Raw genomic sequence first — 15,657 nt, 5'->3', positions numbered from 1 at the left:
GCGTAGCTGCCTACCGCAACGAGAACTCCAAGTAGCGCTGTGACAATCGCTCGCGATCCGGATGTTCGGCGCGCCGCCGCGGGAGAGTGATGTGCGCCCCGTGCATCTCCTGCAGGCCGTGCTTGAGCATCGGTCCGTCGACCTCGGCCAACAGGTCACCGTTGATCGTGATCGTGTAATCCGGCGTGATGCCGAGGAAGTTCTGGTCGTAGGCGGCGTGATGGATCTTGCACATCGCCATGCCATTGGTCACCACTGCGTCTCCGGCCTCATTCGCATCTGCGGTGATGTGCGCGGCATCCAAGAGTTCGGCGTGCTTGAACCGGCAGACCGTGCACTGCGTCTCGTAGGCCCTCAGCACCATGCCGCGGAAGGCTGGTTGGTGCACGCGGTGCTTCGCGATGTACTCAGCCCAGCGCCGCTCAACAACGGAAGGCGTGTGGTCAGCTATCGATACTAGATCGTCGAGCGTGACGAGCACCTGGCCGACGCCCTCGTCGACGTGCGCCACGCGCGCGGGGTAGACCGCTTGGTAGATGTTGGGCCGCAGTTTGCGGAAAAGGATGATGTCGACTCCCAGCCGGTGGGCCTCGATGAGCTTTCGGTTGTCGCCGCCGGATCCGCCGGCTCGGAAGTCGTACCGCCAAACGCCCGGCGCGACCTGCTCGTCGCCGTAAGGGCCGTCCGCGGACGACACCACGCTCAAGGTGGCGTCGAGCAGCTGAGGATTGCGGATGCCGCGTGAGTAGTCGATCAGCGGAAGCTTGACGCCATCGACGGTGAAGCCAAGCAAGTCGGCCCGATCCACGAGTGTCGCGGAGGGGAAGCGAGTAGCCAACACCTCGAACACGCGAGAGCGCAGCGCCGCGCTCTCGGGACTTTCCATGACCGCAGCTTGGCAGCTTGCGCCCGACCCGACAACCGCACCGGCCTGGAATACGCTCCCGAACCGGGACGTTCCGGGACACATGACGACCATCGGCATCATCGGCTCCGGCAACATCGGCTCGAACGTCGCTCGCGCGGCGGTGGACCACGGCTTCGAGGTGGTGATCTCGAACTCGCGCGGGGCGCAGTCGCTCGACGACCTCGTGAAGGAGCTCGGCGACGCGGCCAAGGCAGGGTCCGTCGAGGAGGCGATCAGCGCTGGTGAGCTGGTGCTGGTGGCGATACCGCTGGGCTCGATCGGCAACCTCCCGGTGGCCGCGTTCGAGGACAAGGTCGTCATGGACGCGAACAACTACTACCCGCAGCGCGACGGTCGCATCGCGGAGCTCGACAGCAATGAGTCGACCACCTCAGAGCTGCTGCAGAGGCACCTGCCGCACAGTCACGTGGTCAAGGCGTTCAACAACATCCCCGCCAAGGACATCCCGAAGGACGGCCTTCCGGCAGGCGAGGAGAACCGGCGCGCGCTACCCATCGCCGGCAACGACCATGCATCCAAGATCAAGGTCGCCGAGTTCCTCGATGTGCTCGGCTACGACGTGCTGGACCTTGGCCCCCTGAGCGAGTCCTGGCGCGTCGAACGCGACACGCCGGCCTACGTCAAGCGCACCACCCTCGACGAGCTCAAGGAACTCACGCAGGACGTCGAGCGGGTCCAGCAGACCTGACCCACCCCCCTCACGACACCCAGGAGGCACCCCATGAAGGCAGTACTCAACGGCACCGTCCTCGCCGAGGCTGACAAGGACGACCTCGTGTTCATCGATGGCGCGTGGTACTTCCCGCCCGAGGCGGTCCACGCCCAGGAGATCGAGAAGAGCGACACCCAGTACACCTGCTCGTGGCGCGGCGAGGCGCAGTACTACCAGACCAACGACGGCGCGCAGAGGGACGTGGGCTGGGCGTACCCGAGCATGTCGCAGGACGCCAAGGACCGTGTGGGCAAGGACGTGTCGCAGTACGTAGCGTTCGACCCGTCGGTCGGGCTGGTCGACTAGCGTCCGGAGTTCCGCCCGAGCGCCTCGACGGGCGCAAGGTCGACCACGCCCTCGGCCCCGGCGGCGAGCGCCGGGTCGAGGGCGACCAGCGCGTCGGCCTGCAGGGACGCCACCGCGAGGTACTCGGCCACCACGAGGTCACTCCACTCGCGCGAGACCGCGATCTTCCACGCCACCGCGCGAGAGACCCGGTCGTTCAGCAGACGCATCTTGAGCGAGGCCAGCGCCTCCAGTTGTCCGCGCGCCTGGCCATCGTCGAGACCGCCCTCGCGCACCGCCGCGAAGAGGATCCCCATCGCGTCCGAGCGCAGCCGGCCCGGGCCCACCAGCTGGTGGGCCGGGTCTACCGCAAGTGTCCCCGCCGCGATCTCGAGGGCCACGGCGGCGTCGATCGCGTACCTCATGGGTCGATCCTGGCACGGCCCGGCGCCAGCCGACAGGGGGTTGAGCCGGCGCTACAGCCCTTCCGCGATGTCCTTGATGGTCGCCAGGCGCCGCTCCCACGCCGCCCCCACCTTGGCCAGCGCATCGGCCGTCTGGGTGAGCCGTGCGCCGAGGGCGCGGTAGCGCACCTCTCGCCCGACGGGCACGGGCTCGACGAGCCCGACCTCCAGCAGCACGGCGAGGTGCTTGGCGATGGCTTGGCGCGACACGGGGAGCCGCTCTGCGAGGGCCGATGCGCTCGCTGGCCTCTCGCCCAGAGCCACGAGGATCGACCATCGGGTGGCGTCCCCGAGGGCGGCGAACGTGGGCACCAGGGTGTCCGACGTCATGCGTCGCCCTCGACATAGGCGACCAGCTTGTCCAGTTGCTCCGTCCAGCCCTGCTGGTTGCCCTTCAGCGCCTCCGCCGGGTCGGACAGGGTTTCGAAGCCGATCTCGACCACGGTGAGCCTCGTGCCGGCCGGGACGGGCTCGAGGGTGAAGGTGAAGACCGTCGAGTTGGCGTCGGAGAGGTCGCGCTGGTCGTCGTAGGGCCAGCGATAGGTGATCGAGCGCGGGCGGTCGATCACCTCGATACGAATGGGATAGGTGCCGTAGCCGTCGAACGTCCACTCGCCCGTGCCTCCGGCCTCGGGAGCCGTGAGCGTCGCGGCGTCCGCGTGCCAGCGGGCGATGTGCTCGGGCTCGGTCACGGCGGCCCACACCTTCTCCACGGGGGCGGCGATCTCGATGGTGCGGGTGATGGAGAACGACTCGTGGTCGATGACGGCGGGCGGGTGGGGCGTGGCGTTCATGACTTCTCCTTGGTTTGGCGATGTGCAACTCCATGGTTGCACCAGTCGTGTGGTTGTGCAACCGTGCAATTGCAGTTATCGGTCCGGCGTCACACGGCACATCACACCCGCCCTCACACGGGCGGTCACACGGCCCGACCCGACCATGGTCGCGTGACCACGGAAAGGGGCACGATCATGGACATCACCATCACCGTCGAGCAACTCGCGGACGTCATCATGGCCCACGGCACCATCGCAGTGCGCGAGGAGCTCGAGGCCCTCGCCGATGCCGCGCGTGCGACGCAGCCAGGTGCCGCCGCGGCCCTCACGGACTGGGAGGGCACGGAGATCGCACGCGAGCGGGCGTTCGCGGTCATCCGTGCTGAGCAACGGCACCACATGGCCGCCTCGCCGGATCGCGCGCTGCGGGTCAGCCTCGCGGCTTGAGGCGTAGCCTTGAGCCACTGAGCCAGGTCATCCTGCCACCAGGGAGGCGCGCCGGTGCTGACCATCCGCCTGCTGGGCCGTCCGCGGCTGGAGCGTGACGGCGTTGGCGTGCCCGGACCGCGCGGCCACAAGGCATGGGCGCTGCTGGCGAGGCTGATCCGCTCGCCCGACCCGGTGTCACGCCAGACCCTCGTGGACGAGCTGTTCTCGCAGGCCGATGACCCCATGGGCGCACTGCGATGGACCCTGGCGGAGCTGCGCCGCAAGCTCGGCGCACCCGAGGCGTTCCATGGCGACCCGCTGAGCGGTGACCTGGGTCCGGGGATCGAGGTCGACGTCACGGTCGCCGCGCTTGGGCGCTTCACGGGCTTGCCGCCCGAGGGTCGGTTCCTCGAGCGGGTCGACGTGCGCGACAGCGCCACGTTCGAGACCTGGTTGCTCGTCGAGCGTGAGAGGGTCGACGCCGAGGTGCTCTCGGGCATTCGTGAGGCGACCTTGCGTGCGCTCGCGCAGGGCGAGCCCGACGTCGCCGTCGACCTGGCTCGCATCATGGTCGCGCGCGAGCCTCTCGACGAGGGGCCTCACGTGCTGCTCATCTCCGCCCTCGCCGCCACGGGCCGCACCGAGGCCGCCGCGCGTCAGGCGCAGACCAGCTCGGCGATGCTGCAGCGGGAGCTGGGAGTTGCACCCAGTGCCGCGCTCCGTGACGCCGCCGCGCCCCGGCCCGCGCAGACGGGTGCGGGAGTGTCGCCACTCGCCACTGCCAAGGCCCTGCGGGCGTCAGGGCTCGACGCGCTGTCGGCGGGTGTCGCGGCGGAAGGGATCGCGCGCCTGCGCGGCGCTGCGGCCGCTGCGCAAGATTCGGGTGACACGGCGATGGTCGCGGAGTGCCTGCTCGAGCTCGGCACCGCGCTGGTCCATGCCGTGCACAGCCACGACGACGAGGGGTCGGTGGTGCTGGGCGGCGCGCTCGCGGCCGCATCGGATGCGGGACTCGATGCGATCGCGTCGCGCGCGCTGTCCGAGCTCGCCAATGTCGAGGTCCTCGCGGGGCGCCGGGTCACCGCGGCGGTGCACCTGGAGTGGTCGCGCGAGCTCGCCGGTGCCGATCCCGCGCTGCTCGCTCAGGTCGCGTCGATCGAGGCCATGGACCTGCACGATCGCGGCCACCTCGATAGGGCCCGGGAGACGTTCCGCGCAGCCATCGCTCACGCGCGCTCGGCGGGCAAGGCGCGACGAGAGGCGTGGTCGCTGGGGGTGGGTGCGCGCACCCTGTACTGGCAGGGCGACCTGCCGGAGGCGCGCAGCTGGGTGGACCGGTCGCTTGCGATCATCGAGCGAGAGCGTTGGTCCGCCTTCCGCCCCTGGGTCGAGGCGTGGGGCGCGCACGTCGACCTCGCCCTCGGGGCCGACCCGCGCGAGGTCATCGCGAGCCTGGAGTCCACCTTCGAGCTCTCGTGTCAGCTGAAGGACGCGTGCTGGCAGGGGATGTCCGCCAAGGTCATGGCGCTCGCCTACGACGCCGCCGGTGACCGGAGCGCATCTCGGCAATGGATCCAGACCGCCAGCGCAGCGTGCTCGCGTGAGACCGACGCCTACGAATGGGTGAGGGCCGACGTCGCCTTGGCGCACGCAGAGCTTGCGCTGACCTGGGGCGAGATCGACACCGCCAGCGGCCGAGCAGAGGATCTGCGCATCCTGGCCGCTCGCTGCGGTCTGGTCGACATGCTCGACCGCGCGGCGGTCGTGCTCGACACCGCGATGCAGGCGCGCGGCGTGCCGCTCACGCGCGCAGCCCGGCGATGATCGCATCGACCACTCGCTCGCCCAGAGCGGCCAGCGCAGCCGGATCCTGACCCACCAGCGGCCCGCGCGTCGCGATGTCGGCGAAACCGTGAACGGCCGACCAGCACGGCCACTCGGCGTGCTCGCGCTGCGCCGCGGTGATCACGCCCGCCGCGGCGCACTCGTCGAGCGCGCCCACCAGCATGAGGAAGGGCGCAGGCACCTCGCTGTCGACGATCACGGCCGGTGCGCCGCCTGGGCGAGGGTCGAACGTCAGCAGCGCGAGCTCGAACCAGCCGGGCTCCGCGAGGGCGAACTCGATGTATCCCAGCCCGACACCGCGCAACCGAGCTGTCGCTGTGCTGGCGGCGTTGCCCGCATCGGCCGTCAGCGCGCTGATGCGCGCGACCATCGTCTCTGCGAGCCGATCCTGCGCGGCGAGAGCGACGGCGACCACCAGGGCGCGGTGGTCGTCGAAGTGCCGGTAGGCCGATGCGGGGGAGACGCCAGCGGCGCGGGTCACCTCTCGCACGCCGACGGCGTCGACGCCGCCTTCTCGCGCGAGCGACAGCCCGGCGTCCACGAGTGCCACGCGAAGATCGCCGTGGTGGTAGCTGCTCGCGGTCTGCGGCATCTCTTGCGCCTCCTCGGCATGTGCGCTTACAGTTGTCGGAGCCGATGTGAACACTGTGAACATATCGCGACCTTCATGCATGACGCTAGTGGATCTGGGGAGGGTTCATGGCAGAGCTGGCCATCGAGACGCACGGCCTGACGAAGGTGTACGGGGACACCCGCGCCGTCGACGGGATCGACCTGAGCATCACCCGAGGCGGCGTCCACGGCTTCCTGGGACCCAACGGTGCAGGCAAGACGACAGCGATCCGCATGCTCGCGACGCTCATTCGCGCCGATGCGGGCTCGGCGACCGTGCTCGGGTACGACATCGCGAAGGAGTCCGACGAGGTCCGTTCCCGGGTCAGCCTGACCGGGCAGTTCGCGTCGGTCGACGAGGACCTCACCGGCAAGGAGAACCTGCGGCTGCTCGGCAAGCTCTACGGCTACTCCGGTCAAGGCGCCATCAAGCGCGCGGACCAGCTGCTCGAGGCGTTCGGCCTCACGGGCGCTGCCGACCGGCAGGTGAAGAAGTACTCGGGCGGCATGCGCAGGCGGATCGACATCGCCGCCTCGATCGTGGTGACGCCAGAGCTGCTGTTCCTGGACGAGCCCACGACCGGACTGGACCCGCGCGCTCGCAACGAGGTGTGGGACATCATCCGTGCGATGGTGAACTACGGCACCACCGTCATGCTGACCACGCAGTACCTGGACGAGGCGGACCAGCTCGCGGACCGGATCTCCGTGATCGACACCGGCAAGATCATCGCGGAGGGAACCTCGAGCGAGCTCAAGGCCTCCGTGGGGGCCGCATCGTTGCAGGTGCGCGTCATGCGGCGCGACGACCGCGACGCCGCGCGCGAGCTCCTGGTGCGCGAGCTCGGCGTCGAGGTCACGCCCACGAACGACCCGCAGGCGCTCACCGCCGCCATCGACGACCGCGCACGCGTGACGCGTGCGCTGACCGCGCTCGAGGAGTCGGGTCTGCAGCTTGCCCAGTTCTCCCTGGGCCAGCCCAGCCTCGACGAGGTGTTCCTGGCCCTGACGGGCCACGCGGCTGAGTCCGCAGACGACGAGGAGGTCGCAGCATGAGCGACAAAGGCATGGCAGAGGTCGCCACGCAGACCCCGCCGGACGCGGCGTCGCCGGTGTCGCCAGACGTGCGCGCGCCTCAGGCGCACGCGATCACCGACGCGCTCGCGAACGCGGACAAGCCCAAGCCGCCGAGCGCGCTCAGCACGTCCATGACGTTCGGGTGGCGCGCGCTGCTGAAGATCAAGCACGTGCCCGAGCAGCTGTTCGACGTGACGCTCTTCCCGATCATCATGACGCTGCTGTTCACGTACCTGTTCGGGGGCGCGATCGCGGGCTCGGTGAACAGCTACATCGCGTTCATCGCTCCCGGCGTGCTGGTGCAGTCGGTCCTGTTCATCACCATGTACACGGGCACCACTCTGCGCACCGACATCGACAAGGGCGTGTTCGATCGCTTCCGCTCGCTGCCCATCTGGAGGCCATCTCCGCTGGTCGGCATGCTCCTGGGCGACGCCGTGCGGTTCATCGTCGCGGCGATCGTGACGTCGCTCGTGTGCCTCGCGATCGGCTGGCGACCCGACGGAGGGTTCGTGGGCGTCGCGCTCGGCACCGCGCTGCTGCTGGTGTTCGCCTTCTCGCTCGGCTGGATCTGGACGTTCCTGTCGTTGATCCTGCGCACACCCGGCTCGATCATGGGCGTGGCGTCCTTCGTGCTGATGCCGCTGCTGTTCGGCTCGAACATCTTCGTGGACCCGTCGACCATGCCCGGCTGGCTGCAGGCGTGGGTGGACGTCAACCCCGTCTCCGATCTCGTCACGGCCGTGCGCGCGTTCATGAACGACACCCCGGTCGGGTCGGAGCTCGTGACCACGCTGATCTGGTCGGCCGGCCTGGTCGCGGTGTTCGGGTCGCTCACCATGTGGAAGTACAGGGACCCCAGGTGAGCGGTGCGGCGCGCGGGCCGGTGCGCTGGCACTGTTCGATGTCGTTGGATGGCTACGTCGCAGGGCCGAATGACGACATGTCGTTCCTCGAGCACGTGACCGGTGACGAGTCGATCATCGACCGCTACGTGGAGGAGACGGGAGCGATCATCGCCGGCCGACGCTCGTACGACGCCTACGCCGAGGACCCGAGCATGAAGCCGTACGGCGGCTCGTGGAGCGGACGGCAGTTCGTGCTCACGCACCACCCGGAGGATGCGCGACCGGTGGAAGGATGGACCGTGCTGGGCGGGACGCTCGCCCAGGCGGTCGACACCGCCCTGGACGCGGCACGCGGAAAGGCCGTCGAGATCCATTCAGCGAACATTGCCTCGCAGGCGATCGATGCGGGACTCGTGGACGAGATCCACGTGCACATCGCACCCGTCATCCTCGGGCAGGGCGTGCGGTTCTTCGATCGGCCCGGACCGGGACCGCAGGTGCTGCTGGAGCGCGTGGGGGCGGCGCGACCGAGCGACGAGGTGGACCTGATCTTCACGCCGCGCCGCTGAGCGCCCGCGACACGTCGACGTGAGTCTTCTCTCACGGTGAGCGTGGGCTGTCCGCCACACCTTCGCGAGTAGGGAATGATTCTTCGGTGACCTTTGCCGCAGACCTCGATTCCCGCACCTACTTCCGCACCCTCGATGCCGCGCTCGCGGACCTCGGACTGCCGCTCGGAGCGGTCGACAAGGTCCGCGCCGCGGTGACGCGCATCGACTTCGAGCACGTGTCGATACCGGACTCGCGCGAGCACATCGCACTCGAGCTGCCGGGCGAGACCAAGCCCGTGGGCTACATCACCTCGACCTTCGTCGCTCTGCACCCGCGCGGCGGCGCAAGCGAGTTCATCGAGATCGCGCAGCCACGCCTGGCCCAGCCCGAGACCGAGGCGGCGACCGCTGACGAGCCCACCCGGGCATCGGCGCGGCGACAGCCGTCGAGCCGCGCCGCCTCGAAGCCGGCGGAGCCCACCGTGCAGCCGTGCCCGACCTGTTACACGGGACTGCCGCTGTCGGGAGTGTGCGACTGGTGCGGCTGACCTGACCTCCGTGCGCGGCGCCTAGGGAAGGACCGCGATCGCCTCGATCTCGACCAGCGCCTCCGGGCGTGCGAGGCCGGCCACGATCAGCACCGTGATGGGCACCGCGTGGTTGCCCCACACCTCCTGGGCCGCCGCGAAGCCCTCCTGCACGTCAGCACCGTCCTTGAGATACACCGCGAGGCGGACCACGTCCTCCTGATACGCGCCGCCCTCCGCGAGCACATGGAGGACGTTGCGCAGCGCCTGCTCGGTCTGCTCCACCAGGTCGCCATGGATGCCGCCGGCAGCGTCGGTGCCATTCTGACCGCCCACGTAGACCGTGCGCGTGCCGGCAGCGAGGGCACCCGCCGCGAAGGCGGGGGAGCCATGCATGGACTCCGGATTGAGATACGTCACTGCCACGGCGACCACCTCCATCGCTGATCACGTTCGCCGTCCTCCGACCGTAATCCTCACGCGCCCTCCGCGCGCGTCGAACGGCGCCGTGCGCCGCCTGGTGAGCCACCCCCATGTCGAGCCCGAGGCTCGCCGTGACGTGCGCATCGGCGCTCTGTCCTCGCAGGTACAGTGGCGGGATGGAGCAATCCACGCCCAGCGAGCCGCTGTCCTACGCGGTGACGCGCAACCCCACGCCGGCATCCGATGCCGAGCGGGCGCGGCGCATGGACTCTCAGCCGTTCGGCACGGTCTGGTCGGATCACCTCGCGAAGGCGACGTGGACGCTCGAGGGCGGCTGGGGCTCACGGCGCGTGGAGGCCTTCTCCGATCTCGTGCTCCACCCCGGCGCGACCGTGCTGCACTACGGGCAGCAGGTCTTCGAGGGACTCAAGGCGTACCGGTGGGCCGACGGCGGCATCCACCTCTTCCGCCCCGAGGCCAACGCGGCGCGCTTCGCCGCCTCCGCGGCGCGCATGGCGCTGCCTCCGCTGCCAGAGGAGGACTTCCTCGCCTCGATCGAGGCGCTGCTGAGCGTCGACGCCGCGTGGGTGCCGGCGCAGGACGAGACATCGCTGTACCTGCGCCCGTTGCTCATCGGCACCGAGGCGTGCCTGGGCGTGCGGCCCTCGATGACCGTCGAGTACCTGCTGATGGCGTCGCCCGTGGGCGCCTACTTCCCGCACGGCGTCAAGCCCGTGTCGATCTGGGTCGCCCAGGGCTTCCACCGCGCGGGAGCCGGCGGGACGGGCCAGGCGAAGACCGCAGGCAACTACGCCGCGTCGATGCTGCCCCAGCAGCAGGCCGCCGATCACGGCTGCGACCAGGTGCTCTTCCTCGACGCGATCCACGATGCGTACGTCGAGGAGCTGGGCGGCATGAACGTGTTCGCGGTGCGCCGCGACGGCTCCGTGTGGACGCCGCGCGTGACCGGCACCATCCTCGAGGGCGTCACGCGCGACTCCGTGATCGAGCTGCTGCGGGGCGACGGGCGCGACGTCATCGAGCGCGACATCCCGTTGGCGGAGCTACGAGACGGGATCGCCTCCGGCGCCGTGACCGAGCTGTTCGCATGCGGCACGGCCGCCGTCGTGACGCCCATCGGAAGGCTCGTCGCGCCAGAGCTGGATCTCGTGGTGGGCGACGGCGGCGCCGGGGCGCTCACCCAGAGCATCCGCGGTCGCCTCACCGACATCCAGTACGGCCGCGCGCCCGACGAGCACGGGTGGATGCAACGAGTGGTCTGAGGGGGCGCTCTGTGAACGACGAGGTTCAGGACTCGCGCGTGCGCGTGAATCAGCACGGCTACTGCGCTGACGGGCCGCAGCGCGCCACCGTGGTGTCGGAAAGCGCCGACGCGCTGGCATGGCAGGTGCGCGACGGTGACGGCGCAGTCGTCGCCTCGGGCGTCACGTCGCCTCGGGGTGTCGAGGAGACGTCGGGGCTTGCCGTGCACGTCGTGGACTTCGGGCCACTGCGCGAGCCCGGTCCGTACACCCTGGTGATCGCGGGCTGCCGTCCGCACCCGATCGAGGTGCGCGACGGGCTATACGAGCCGCTGCTGATCGACGCGCTGAACTACTTCTACCTCGCTCGCTCGGGCATCGAGATCTCGGCCGACATTGTGGGGGCCGAGTACGCCCGAGCGGCGGGGCACGTGAGCGTCGCCGGCGGCGCGGACGTGAACCAGGGCGACCTGGGCGTGGCGTGCCAACCTGCGGACGAGACGGAGGCGCTCTACGGCACCCGATGGTCTGCCGACTACCGGCTCGACGTGGCCGGCGGCTGGTACGACGCCGGCGACCACGGCAAATATGTGGTGAACGGCGGGATCGCAGTGGCGCAACTGCTGGGCGTGTGGGAGAGAGCACTGCGTGCGGGGGATGCTGCGGTGGCCGCGCTCGGCGACGGTGCGCTGCGCCTGCCCGAGCACGGCGACGGTGTGCCCGACGTGCTGAACGAGGCGCGCTGGGAGCTCGACTTCATGATGGCGATGGTGGTGCCCGAGGGAGACGCCCTTGCGGGGATGGTGCACCACAAGGTTCACGACCACGGCTGGACCGGGCTGCCGATGCTGCCCATCGACGATCCGCGGCCGCGCTACCTGCACCGGCCGTCGACTGCAGCGACGCTCAACCTTGCCGCGACGGCCGCTCAAGGCGCACGCCTGTGGCGCCCCTATGACGAGCCCTACGCGCATCGGCTCCTCGCGGCCGGCCGCGCCGCATGGCTCGCGGCTCTCGCGCACCCGGACCTCTACGCGCCCGTCGCCGACGGCGCGAACGGCGGCGGGCCGTACGACGACGATGACGTGTCCGACGAGTTCTACTGGGCCGCGGTGGAGCTGTTCCTGACGACCGGCGAGGGCGCGTTCGAGGAGTTCGTGCAGACGTCGCCCGTGCACGAGGCTGACTCGTTCCCCGTCGGAGGCTTCCGGTGGGACGCGATGGGAGCGATCGCGAAGATCGACCTCGCGACCGTGGCCAACGACTTTCCCAACCGAGCCCTCGTCGCCGAGCAGGTCGTCGCCGGGGCACGGCGCATCGCCGCGGTGCAGCAGGAGCAGCCGTGGGGAGTCGCGCTGCCACCCGACGGGTTCATCTGGGGGTCCAACAGCCAGCTTCTCGACAACATCCAAGTGCTAGGCGCCGGGTACGACCTGAGCGGCGATGAGTCGCTCCTCGCCGCCGCCCAGGAGTCCTTGGATTACCTGCTGGGACGTAACGCCTTGGGGCTGTCCTACGTCACCGGATACGGCTCCCGGTGGGTGCGCAACCAGCACTCCCGTTGGTTCGCCCACCAGGCCGACCCCGCGTTGCCGCACCCGCCGCGGGGATCCGTCGCGGGTGGTCCCAACGCGCTGACCGACACGTGGGACCCCATCATCCGCGACCTCTACCCTGACGGTGAGTGCGCACCGCAGGCCGCCTACGTCGATCACATCGAATCGTGGTCCACCAACGAGATCACGGTGAACTGGAACTCGGCCCTGGCCGCCGCATCGGCGTTCCTGGCCTTTCCGCACGCGCCAGTCGCAGTGTCCTGACGATCGTGCTGTCCGGGGGGAGGGCCGCAGCCGCGTGGATCGGCGGCGTCCACAGGGCCGATGCGCGGGCTGGCTCTCCACGGGCGCGTCGCGTGCGTGCGACGCGGGGTGGTGAGGGCGCATACTGTCCTGCGACATGACCCGACCCGATTCCGCTGAGCTTGTCCCAGCCTCCGTCCCCGCGTACGTGCTGACGCGCAAGCGCATGCGCACTGTGCGGATGCGCGTCGACTCTCGGACGCTGGAGGTTCGAGTCTCGGCACCGCTGACCATGCCGCTGTGGCGCATCGACGCCTTCGTCGCGTCCCGCCGCGACTGGATCGCCGAGCGCAGAGCAGAGCTTGAGTCCGTACCGATGCCGCTCGTGCGCGGTCGGGAGGCCCAGGAGTGCCGGGCCATGCTGGAGGAGTGGCTCGACGCGCTCATGCCCGTGTGGTGCGCGGAGTTCGACATCGTGCCGCCGCACGTGAGCCTGAGGATCATGCGCACGCAATGGGGGAGCTGCCGCGCGGCGACGCGGCGCATCACGCTCAATCTCGAACTCGCGCGGCGCGGGTTCGACATGGCCGAGTACGTGCTGGTTCATGAGCTCGCTCATCTCTTCGAACTGAACCATGGCCCGCGCTTCTACGCGCTGATGGATCATCACCTGCCGGACTGGCGAGAGCGCAAGGCGCGACTGGGTCCCCTGTAGCGGGTGATACCGCGGTGATACCGTGGACGAGTGGCGATGACCGTGCGGATGACCGAGGAGCAGGACGCGCAGCTGACCGCGCTTGCGCAGCGCTGGGGCGTGTCCAAGAACGAGGCGATCGTGCGTGCTGTCGATGAGGCGGTCCGCGGCGAGTCGACGGACGCGGACTACATGGACGACTACGAGCACGTGAGCGCGAAGTACCGTGATGCGCTCGACAAGCTCGGCAATGTGTGATGGCTGTCCGGAATCCCACGTTCGAGGTTGCTGTGAGGGTGATCGCCCGCGAGCGCATCGGACCCATCCGAGACGAAGGGCTGCTCAAGTCCGCGCTCGAACGCCCAGCGACCACGCTGATGGGCCGCGACGCATACCCAGAGTTAACAGGGAAGGCGGCGGCTCTGCTCCACTCGCTGTGTCTCAACGATCCGCTGGTGGACGGCAACAAGCGGCTGGCGGCGTTGCTTGCCGTCATGTTCCTGCGCGTGAACGGCCGTGAGCTGACTCTCACCAACCCTGATCTATTCGACCTCACCATGGCCGTCGCCGATGGCACGCTGCGCGACGTCGACGCGATCGCGGAACGCCTGCGGACGCAACCTCGCGCCTAGGTGAAGGCTGGTGCGTAGGTAACGGGCGCATCGGCGCTGGGAAACCGGCACTGCTGTGCCATACTGACTCCGATGCACACCGCGATCATCATTCCGTAGCGCGTCGGCGAGACCCTCCCGACGCGCAGCCTCCCGCACCCTGGGAGGCTTTTTTGTTGGGAGAGACTCGCGGCGGCGAGACTTGAGGAGCACACGATGACGGATCTCACGGTCGAGGTCTACGACACCACCCTGCGCGACGGCGCGCAGCAGGAGGGCATGAACCTGTCCGTCGCGGACAAGATGGCCATCGCGCCGCTGCTCGACGAGCTGGGAGTGGGCGTCATCGAGGGCGGCTGGCCCGGCGCCGTGCCCAAGGACACGGAGTTCTTCTCGCTGCTCGCCAAGGAGTCCATCCTGAGCAACGCCCAAGTGGCGGCGTTCGGCATGACCCGCCGCGCCGGCACCACGGCGGCGGCGGACCCGCAGGTGCGCGCCCTGCTCGACTCCGAGGCGCCCATCATCACCCTGGTGTGCAAGTCCGACATCCGTCACGCCGAGCGCGCCCTGCGCGTCGAGCCCGACGAGAACCTCCGCATGATCGAGGAGACGTTCGCGTTCCTCGCGGGCGAGGGACGCCGCGTCATCATGGACGCCGAGCACTTCTTCGACGGCTACCGCTACGACGCGGACTACGCGGTGCGCGCCCTGGAAGCGGCCATCGCTGGCGGCGCGGACACCGTGTGCCTGTGCGACACGAATGGCGGAATGCTGCCTGACGACGTGAGCGAGATCGTCCGCACGGTCGCCGGCCGCGTCTCAACCCCACTGGGCATGCACGCCCACAACGATTCCGGCTGCGCTGTGGCGAACTCGATGGCGGCCGTCGCCGCGGGAGCGACGCACGTGCAGGGCTGTGTCAACGGCTACGGCGAGCGCACCGGCAACGCGGACCTCATCGCGGTGGTGGCCAACCTCGAGATCAAGAAGGGGCTCACCGTCCTGAAAGGCGACGGGCTGGTCGAGGCGACCCGCATCGCGCACGCGATCTCCGAGATCACCAACATCGCTCCGTTCGCGCGCCAACCGTACGTGGGGGCCAGCGCCTTCGCGCACAAGGCCGGGCTGCACGCCTCGGCCATCCGGGTGGACGCGGATCTGTACCAGCACACGCAGCCGGAGAAGGTGGGCAACGGCCTGCGCATGCTGGTCTCGGACATGGCGGGCCGGGCGTCCATCGAGCTCAAGGGCAAGGAGCTGGGCTTCGACCTCGCGGGCCAGGACGAGCTGCTGGGCCGGGTGACCGACCGCGTCAAGCACGCCGAGGCCGCCGGGTACACGTTCGACGCGGCGGATGCGTCCTTCGAGCTGCTGCTGCGCTCGGAGATGGGGGAGAGCCCTGCGTTCTGGGATGTCGAGACGTGGCGCGTTCGCGTAGCGTCCAAGCCTGGCGATCCCACGGACGCGGACGCCGAGGCCGTCATCAAGCTGCGCGCCGGCGGTGCGCGTCAGGTAGCCGTCGGTGAGGGAAATGGCCCCGTCAACGCGCTCGACCATGCGCTCCGGTCGGCAGTGTGCGGCGTCTATCCCGAGGTCGAGGAGTTCGAGCTCACCGACTTCAAGGTTCGGATCATGGAGGCCTCGCACGGCACCGATGCCGTCACGCGCGTGCTCATCACCACCGTGCACCGCGAGACCGGTGAGATGTGGCGGACCGTGGGCGTGGGGCCCAATGTGATCGAGGCGTCCTACGAGGCGCTGTCGGACTCGCTGGTGTACGGCTTGCTCAAGGAGGGCGTCGCCTCGCGCTGATC

20 protein-coding genes are annotated in these 15,657 nt (G+C 69.5%); 14 read left to right on the top strand and 6 right to left on the bottom strand.

Features of this window, described 5'->3' with window-relative positions:
• Positions 1–10 precede the first annotated feature (10 nt).
• Positions 11–886, bottom strand: a complete 876-nt coding sequence (locus tag B7K22_RS02020; protein ID WP_159448718.1) for an HNH endonuclease — start codon at positions 884–886, stop codon at positions 11–13.
• 82 nt (positions 887–968) lie between these two features.
• On the opposite strand from B7K22_RS02020, the gene B7K22_RS02015 reads away from it, so the two are divergent.
• Positions 969–1,616: an NADPH-dependent F420 reductase gene (locus B7K22_RS02015; protein WP_084038116.1), complete on the top strand. Its 648-nt coding sequence runs from the start codon at positions 969–971 to the stop codon at positions 1,614–1,616.
• A gap of 33 nt (positions 1,617–1,649) precedes the next feature.
• Positions 1,650–1,946 carry a DUF427 domain-containing protein gene (locus B7K22_RS02010; protein WP_084038115.1) on the top strand — a complete coding sequence of 99 codons (297 nt, stop codon included), beginning with the start codon at positions 1,650–1,652 and terminating at the stop codon, positions 1,944–1,946.
• Here the strand turns inward: B7K22_RS02010 and B7K22_RS02005 are convergent.
• Genes B7K22_RS02005 through B7K22_RS01995 form a run of 3 tightly spaced genes read right to left on the bottom strand, consistent with a single transcriptional unit; the run spans position 1,943 to position 3,183 of the window.
• Entirely contained in the window at positions 1,943–2,350 is a 408-nt protein-coding gene (locus tag B7K22_RS02005) for a hypothetical protein (protein WP_084038114.1), read from the bottom strand. The two genes, B7K22_RS02010 and B7K22_RS02005, sit on opposite strands and share 4 nt — an antisense overlap.
• 51 nt (positions 2,351–2,401) lie before the next feature.
• Positions 2,402–2,719, bottom strand: coding sequence for a metalloregulator ArsR/SmtB family transcription factor (locus B7K22_RS02000; protein WP_084038113.1), 318 nt, complete (start codon positions 2,717–2,719; stop codon positions 2,402–2,404).
• Positions 2,716–3,183: an SRPBCC family protein gene (locus tag B7K22_RS01995; RefSeq protein WP_084038112.1), complete on the bottom strand. Its 468-nt coding sequence runs from the start codon at positions 3,181–3,183 to the stop codon at positions 2,716–2,718. Before B7K22_RS01995 ends, B7K22_RS02000 begins: the two co-directional genes overlap by 4 nt.
• A gap of 153 nt (positions 3,184–3,336) precedes the next feature.
• On the opposite strand from B7K22_RS01995, the gene B7K22_RS11775 reads away from it, so the two are divergent.
• Together B7K22_RS11775 and B7K22_RS01985 are read left to right on the top strand one after the other, a co-directional pair.
• Positions 3,337–3,612 (top strand): hypothetical protein, encoded by a 276-nt coding sequence (locus B7K22_RS11775; protein ID WP_144276193.1) that lies wholly within the window; start codon positions 3,337–3,339, stop codon positions 3,610–3,612.
• Between the two features lie 54 nt (positions 3,613–3,666).
• Positions 3,667–5,418, top strand: a complete 1,752-nt coding sequence (locus B7K22_RS01985; RefSeq protein WP_084038110.1) for a BTAD domain-containing putative transcriptional regulator — start codon at positions 3,667–3,669, stop codon at positions 5,416–5,418.
• Here B7K22_RS01985 and B7K22_RS01980 read toward each other — a convergent pair.
• On the bottom strand, positions 5,396–6,094 hold the full coding sequence (locus B7K22_RS01980; RefSeq protein WP_234983268.1) for a TetR/AcrR family transcriptional regulator: 699 nt from the start codon (positions 6,092–6,094) through the stop codon (positions 5,396–5,398). The two genes, B7K22_RS01985 and B7K22_RS01980, sit on opposite strands and share 23 nt — an antisense overlap.
• A 44-nt stretch (positions 6,095–6,138) precedes the next feature.
• Here B7K22_RS01980 and B7K22_RS01975 point away from each other — a divergent pair, with 44 nt between their 5' ends.
• The 4 genes from B7K22_RS01975 (at position 6,139) to B7K22_RS01960 (ending at position 9,075) form a co-directional block, all read left to right on the top strand.
• The gene (locus tag B7K22_RS01975; RefSeq protein WP_084038108.1) at positions 6,139–7,107 is read left to right on the top strand and encodes an ATP-binding cassette domain-containing protein; all 969 of its coding nucleotides are present in this window, start codon (positions 6,139–6,141) and stop codon (positions 7,105–7,107) included.
• Positions 7,104–7,994: an ABC transporter permease gene (locus B7K22_RS01970; RefSeq protein ID WP_234983267.1), complete on the top strand. Its 891-nt coding sequence runs from the start codon at positions 7,104–7,106 to the stop codon at positions 7,992–7,994. Before B7K22_RS01975 ends, B7K22_RS01970 begins: the two co-directional genes overlap by 4 nt.
• The gene (locus B7K22_RS01965) at positions 7,970–8,545 is read left to right on the top strand and encodes a dihydrofolate reductase family protein (protein ID WP_371327641.1); all 576 of its coding nucleotides are present in this window, start codon (positions 7,970–7,972) and stop codon (positions 8,543–8,545) included. The genes B7K22_RS01970 and B7K22_RS01965 overlap by 25 nt, the downstream gene beginning before the upstream one ends.
• Before the next feature lie 86 nt (positions 8,546–8,631).
• Positions 8,632–9,075, top strand: coding sequence for a hypothetical protein (locus tag B7K22_RS01960; protein ID WP_084038105.1), 444 nt, complete (start codon positions 8,632–8,634; stop codon positions 9,073–9,075).
• Between the two features lie 21 nt (positions 9,076–9,096).
• Here the strand turns inward: B7K22_RS01960 and B7K22_RS01955 are convergent, their stop codons facing one another.
• A complete protein-coding gene (locus B7K22_RS01955; protein ID WP_200807348.1) occupies positions 9,097–9,480 on the bottom strand; it encodes a RidA family protein in 384 nt (127 codons plus the stop codon).
• A 173-nt stretch (positions 9,481–9,653) separates the two neighbouring features.
• Here B7K22_RS01955 and B7K22_RS01950 point away from each other — a divergent pair, with 173 nt between their 5' ends.
• The 6 genes from B7K22_RS01950 (at position 9,654) to cimA (ending at position 15,655) form a co-directional block, all read left to right on the top strand.
• Positions 9,654–10,760 (top strand): branched-chain amino acid aminotransferase, encoded by a 1,107-nt coding sequence (locus B7K22_RS01950; protein WP_084038103.1) that lies wholly within the window; start codon positions 9,654–9,656, stop codon positions 10,758–10,760.
• A gap of 11 nt (positions 10,761–10,771) precedes the next feature.
• On the top strand, positions 10,772–12,559 hold the full coding sequence (locus B7K22_RS01945; RefSeq protein ID WP_234983265.1) for a glycoside hydrolase family 9 protein: 1,788 nt from the start codon (positions 10,772–10,774) through the stop codon (positions 12,557–12,559).
• Between the two features lie 136 nt (positions 12,560–12,695).
• Positions 12,696–13,253 carry a M48 family metallopeptidase gene (locus tag B7K22_RS01940; protein WP_200807347.1) on the top strand — a complete coding sequence of 186 codons (558 nt, stop codon included), beginning with the start codon at positions 12,696–12,698 and terminating at the stop codon, positions 13,251–13,253.
• Between the two features lie 36 nt (positions 13,254–13,289).
• Entirely contained in the window at positions 13,290–13,490 is a 201-nt protein-coding gene (locus B7K22_RS01935; RefSeq protein ID WP_084038101.1) for a hypothetical protein, read from the top strand.
• Positions 13,491–13,522: 32 nt separating this feature from the next.
• The gene (locus B7K22_RS01930; protein ID WP_234983264.1) at positions 13,523–13,864 is read left to right on the top strand and encodes a type II toxin-antitoxin system death-on-curing family toxin; all 342 of its coding nucleotides are present in this window, start codon (positions 13,523–13,525) and stop codon (positions 13,862–13,864) included.
• A gap of 195 nt (positions 13,865–14,059) precedes the next feature.
• Positions 14,060–15,655: a citramalate synthase gene (cimA, locus tag B7K22_RS01925; RefSeq protein ID WP_084038099.1), complete on the top strand. Its 1,596-nt coding sequence runs from the start codon at positions 14,060–14,062 to the stop codon at positions 15,653–15,655.
• The last annotated feature ends 2 nt before the right edge of the window (positions 15,656–15,657 follow it).

Source organism: Demequina sp. NBRC 110053 (assembly GCF_002090095.1).
GTDB lineage: Bacteria > Actinomycetota > Actinomycetes > Actinomycetales > Demequinaceae > Demequina.
The sequence above is the reverse complement of the archived record's forward strand: the minus strand, read 5'-3'. Positions and strand labels throughout refer to the sequence as shown.